This is a genomic window from Haloferax sp. Atlit-12N, assembly GCF_003383095.1.
GTDB lineage: Archaea > Halobacteriota > Halobacteria > Halobacteriales > Haloferacaceae > Haloferax.
In genome coordinates, this window is sequence record NZ_PSYW01000011.1 from 1 (window position 1) to 5,541 (window position 5,541).

General features: G+C 55.8%; 1 tRNA gene and 3 rRNA genes. All 4 read left to right on the forward strand.

The features are described 5' to 3' along the window. Positions 1 to 464: 464 nt before the first annotated feature. The 4 genes from C5B90_RS19490 (at position 465) to rrf (ending at position 5,471) form a co-directional block, all read left to right on the forward strand. Positions 465 to 1,937 (forward strand): 16S ribosomal RNA (locus tag C5B90_RS19490). Positions 1,938 to 2,034: 97 nt separating this feature from the next. Next, positions 2,035 to 2,106: transfer RNA gene (locus C5B90_RS19495), tRNA-Ala, on the forward strand. 217 nt (positions 2,107 to 2,323) lie between these two features. Continuing rightward, positions 2,324 to 5,236: ribosomal RNA gene (locus C5B90_RS19500) — 23S ribosomal RNA — on the forward strand. A 113-nt stretch (positions 5,237 to 5,349) separates the two neighbouring features. After that, positions 5,350 to 5,471: ribosomal RNA gene (rrf, locus tag C5B90_RS19505) — 5S ribosomal RNA — on the forward strand. Together the 16S, 23S and 5S rRNA genes with 1 tRNA gene alongside form the textbook arrangement of a ribosomal RNA operon. Positions 5,472 to 5,541 lie beyond the last annotated feature (70 nt).

Sequence of the window (5,541 nt, forward strand, 5' to 3'; positions counted from 1 at the left end):
ATGTATCCCCGGCATTCGGATTAATGCGAAGAAGCGCACGGGGGCACTCCCCCCGAACGCTTCCACCGAACGCCCCGACCCAAGGTCGTCAGGCGCTCACCGGGATGACACACCTTCCCGGGGGTCGCCACGATACGACGGCCTTAAGTGGTCCAAGGCATTTCGGATGAATGCGAACGACACACCGCGATTGCAGGGCGATTCAACGCGTCCTGCCTCACCGGGCCCGAACCGAACGAGGTTCGAAGGGTTTATACCCTCGAATCGCCTCGGTTCAGGTCCGAAGGAAATGAGGATTCCGCCCCTGCGGTACGCCGCAAGACGGTATCTGATGTTAGCCCTAGTAGTTCGGTGACATCCGAACGGATGTCATACGAACTCGGACCTTTGAACGGTGATTTGACAGCAATACGCTGCCATTCACCCGCCAAAACCCCGCGACCAGGTTTAAATGGTCGCGACCCATTCCGGTTGATCCTGCCGGAGGTCATTGCTATTGGGGTCCGATTTAGCCATGCTAGTTGCACGAGTTCATACTCGTGGCGAAAAGCTCAGTAACACGTGGCCAAACTACCCTACAGAGAACGATAACCTCGGGAAACTGAGGCTAATAGTTCATACGGGAGTCATGCTGGAATGCCGACTCCCCGAAACGCTCAGGCGCTGTAGGATGTGGCTGCGGCCGATTAGGTAGACGGTGGGGTAACGGCCCACCGTGCCGATAATCGGTACGGGTTGTGAGAGCAAGAGCCCGGAGACGGAATCTGAGACAAGATTCCGGGCCCTACGGGGCGCAGCAGGCGCGAAACCTTTACACTGCACGCAAGTGCGATAAGGGGACCCCAAGTGCGAGGGCATATAGTCCTCGCTTTTCACGACTGTAAGGCGGTCGTGGAATAAGAGCTGGGCAAGACCGGTGCCAGCCGCCGCGGTAATACCGGCAGCTCAAGTGATGACCGATATTATTGGGCCTAAAGCGTCCGTAGCCGGCCACGAAGGTTCATCGGGAAATCCGCCAGCTCAACTGGCGGGCGTCCGGTGAAAACCACGTGGCTTGGGACCGGAAGGCTCGAGGGGTACGTCCGGGGTAGGAGTGAAATCCCGTAATCCTGGACGGACCACCGATGGCGAAAGCACCTCGAGAAGACGGATCCGACGGTGAGGGACGAAAGCTAGGGTCTCGAACCGGATTAGATACCCGGGTAGTCCTAGCTGTAAACGATGCTCGCTAGGTGTGACACAGGCTACGAGCCTGTGTTGTGCCGTAGGGAAGCCGAGAAGCGAGCCGCCTGGGAAGTACGTCCGCAAGGATGAAACTTAAAGGAATTGGCGGGGGAGCACTACAACCGGAGGAGCCTGCGGTTTAATTGGACTCAACGCCGGACATCTCACCAGCTCCGACTATAGTAATGACGGTCAGGTTGATGACCTTACCACGACGCTATAGAGAGGAGGTGCATGGCCGCCGTCAGCTCGTACCGTGAGGCGTCCTGTTAAGTCAGGCAACGAGCGAGACCCGCACTTCTAATTGCCAGCAGCAGTTTCGACTGGCTGGGTACATTAGAAGGACTGCCGCTGCTAAAGCGGAGGAAGGAACGGGCAACGGTAGGTCAGTATGCCCCGAATGAGCTGGGCTACACGCGGGCTACAATGGTCGAGACAATGGGTTGCTATCTCGAAAGAGAACGCTAATCTCCTAAACTCGATCGTAGTTCGGATTGAGGGCTGAAACTCGCCCTCATGAAGCTGGATTCGGTAGTAATCGCATTTCAATAGAGTGCGGTGAATACGTCCCTGCTCCTTGCACACACCGCCCGTCAAAGCACCCGAGTGAGGTCCGGATGAGGCCACCACACGGTGGTCGAATCTGGGCTTCGCAAGGGGGCTTAAGTCGTAACAAGGTAGCCGTAGGGGAATCTGCGGCTGGATCACCTCCTAACGACCGAGACCACCCCGATGGGGTGGCTCACACGCGATCTTCCGAGTTCACCAATGACACCCGTTCGGACACCTTAGAACTACTAGGGCTAACACGGGCCCATAGCTCAGTGGTAGAGTGCCTCCTTTGCAAGGAGGATGCCCAGGGTTCGAATCCCTGTGGGTCCATGGTAAGCAGTACTCCACTCCGAAACGATCGTGCCCCTTAAGTGTGGCAAGACGTTTCGAATGAATGGATACTGACGACAGATGCACCATCCCGCGCAAGCGAGGTTGGGAAGGGTCGAAAATTCGCCTCGGGTCGTCACCGAGGGGATTTGATGAAACCGTGTGTACGTGCAATCCAGGCGTCCACTGGACCCGTTCTCCGGGTCACAGTGACTATATCAACTGGCTACTGTGCCAGCTGGTGGATAGCTCGGCTCGAGAGCCGATGACGGACGTGCCAAGCTGCGAAAAGCCTCAGGGACCCGCATGGAGGGAAAGAACTGAGGATCTCCGAATGGGAATCCCCACGCAATTGCCTTGCGCAATGGGGAACGTTCCGAATTGAAACATCTTAGTAGGAACAGGAAAAGAAAGCAATCCGCGATGTCGTTAGTAACGGCGAGTGAACGCGATACAGTCCAAACCGAAGCCTTCGGGCAATGTGGTGTACGGACTACCCATAACGGACCTGGATCTTATGTGAAGTCTCCTGGAACGGAGCGTGATACAGGGTGAAAACCCCGTAACATAAGATTTAGATCCCGGGGTTGTTCCAGAATAGCGGGGGTTGGATATCCCTCGTGAATTACGCAGGCATCAACTGCGAAGACTAAACACTCCTCGAGACCGATAGCGAACAAGTAGCGTGAGCGAACGCTGAAAAGCACCCCGAAAAGGGCGGTGCAATAGGGCTTGAAATCAGTTGGCGATAGAGCGACGTGGCATACAAGGTCACTCGACGAAAGAACTGGGAGCGATCCCGTAGTATGACTTGAGTGAAGCCGATGTTACGTCGTACGTTTTGAAAAACGAACCATGGAGTGCATCTGACTGGCGAGTCTAAGGGGTGAACCCCCGGAGGCATAGGGAAACCGATACGGCCGCAGTCTTTGACCAGGGCCACCGTCTTCAAGGGCGGGGAGCCAACCGGATGCGACCCGAAACCAAGTGATCTACGCCGGAGCAGGGCGAAGCGTGGCGAAAGCTGCGTGGAGGCCCGTTAGAGTTGGTGTCCTACAATACCCTCTCGTGACTCTGGTGTAGGGGTGAAAGGCCCATCGAACTTGGCAACAGCTGGTTCCAACCGAAACATGTCGAAGCATGACCTCTGATGAGATAGTTCGTGAGGTAGAGCGACCGATTGGGAATCCGGACTCCGAGAGGAGTTCGCTTCCCTGTCAAACTCCGAACTTACGAACGTCGTAGACTCAGGGAGTCCGGTGTGCGGGGTAAGCTTGTGCACCGTGAGGGAGACAACCCAGAGCCAGGTTAAGGACCCAAAGTGTGGATTAAGTGTGATTGAAGATTGTCTCGAGCCCTAAACAGCCGGGAGGTGAGCTTAGAAGCAGCTACCCTCTAAGAATAGCGTAACAGCTTACCGGCCGAGGTTCGAGGCGTCGAAAATGATCGGGACTCAAATCCACCTCCGAGACCTGGCGGCGTGTCTTATGACACGATTCCGTAGGTTGGCATACTGCATGGGTGGAAGCACGGGTGAGAACTCGTGTGGACCGTGCAGCAACGAAAATCATGGTCTCAGTAGCAGCGAGAGTCGGGTGTGAACCCCGACGGCCTTACGCGCAAGGGTTCCTCGGCACTGTCAATCAGCCGAGGGTTAGTCGATCCTAAGTCTAACCGTAATTCGAATTAGATGAAAGGGAAACTGGTTAATATTCCAGTACCTTCTTGCACCAAACGTCGACGCTTTAGGAAACACCGAGCGGGGCCTTCGCCCCGTCGAATCACCGAAATTCGTGGAAGCCGTAACGGCACGAAGCGAACGAATGGTGAGATAGAGAAATTCGGCGGTACCTAGAGCCCGTGAAAAGACAAGCAAGAAGCTCGTACCGAGATCCGACACAGGTGCGCTGGCAGAGCAAGCCAAGGCCTGTCGGGATCAACCGACGTTAGGGAATTCGGCAAGTTAGTCCCGTAAGTTCGCGATAAGGGATGCCTGCTCTTGACCGAGCAGGTCGCAGTGACTCGGACGCTCCGACTGTCTAGTAACAACATAGGTGACCGCAAATCCGCAAGGACTCGTACGGTCACTGAATCCTGCCCAGTGCGGGTATCTGAACACCTAGTACAATAGGACGAAGGACCCGTCAACGGCGGGGGTAACTATGACCCTCTTAAGGTAGCGTAGTACCTTGCCGCTTCAGTAGCGGCTTGCATGAATGGATCAACGAGAGCGTCACTGTCCCAACGTTGGGCCCGGTGAACAGTACGTTCCAGTGCGGAGTCTGGAGACCCCCAAGGGGAAGCGAAGACCCTATAGAGCTTTACTGCAGGCTGTCGCTGAGACGTGGTCGCTAATGTGCAGCATAGGTAGGAGCCATTACACAGGTACCCGCGCCAGCGGGCCACCGAGGCAACATTGAAATACTACCCGTTAGTGACTGCGACTCTCACTCCTGGCGGAGGACACCGGTAGCCGGGCAGTTTGACTGGGGCGGTACGCGCTCGAAAAGATATCGAGCGCGCCCAAAGATTTCCTCACGCGAGTCGGGAACTCGTGGAAGAGCGCAAGAGCAAACGGAAGTCTGACAGTGACATTCCCAACGAGTGTCGCTGACGCGAAAGCGTGGTCTAGCGAACCTACGAGGTTCATTCATGGGACCCGTAGATGACAGAAAAGCTACCTTAGGGATAACAGAGTCGTCACCGGCAAGAGCACATATCGACCCGGTGGCTTGCTACCTCGATGTCGGTTCCCTCCATCCTGCCTGTGCAGAAGCAGGCAAGGGTGAGGTTGTTCGCCTATTAAAGGAGGTCGTGAGCTGGGTTTAGACCGTCGTGAGACAGGTCGGCTGCTATCTATTGGGGGTGTTAAGGAACTTGACGTGAACGTTCGTATAGTACGAGAGGAACTACGAATGGGTGCCACTGGTGTACCGGTTGTCCGAGAGGGCAGATGCCGGGCAGCTACGCACCACGGGGTAAGAGCTGAACGCATCTAAGCTCGAAACCCACACGGAAAAGAAGTTCCACTGAGGACACTCGTAGAAGACGAGTTCGATAGACTCGGGGTGTACGCAACGAGGCAACGAGTTGTTAAGCCCGCGAGCACTAACAGTCCAAGCCACATTCATACGCACTGAGACCCGAGAACGGGTCCAGGCGCAAACTGGATTGCACGAACACATTGGTAAGACGGCCCGACCGATATTGGTATGACAACGGTTCGATTCCGTTGATCGGCATTAAGGCGGCCAGAGCGGTGAGGTTCCACCCGTACCCATCCCGAACACGGCAGTTAAGCTCACCTGCGTTCTGGTCAGTACTGGAGTGAGCGATCCTCTGGGAAATCCAGTTCGCCGCCCCCACTCATACAAAGCCCACTGGACTTCGGTCCAGTGGGCTTTTTTCATTTACAGCGAGCGGTAATCGCTCGCT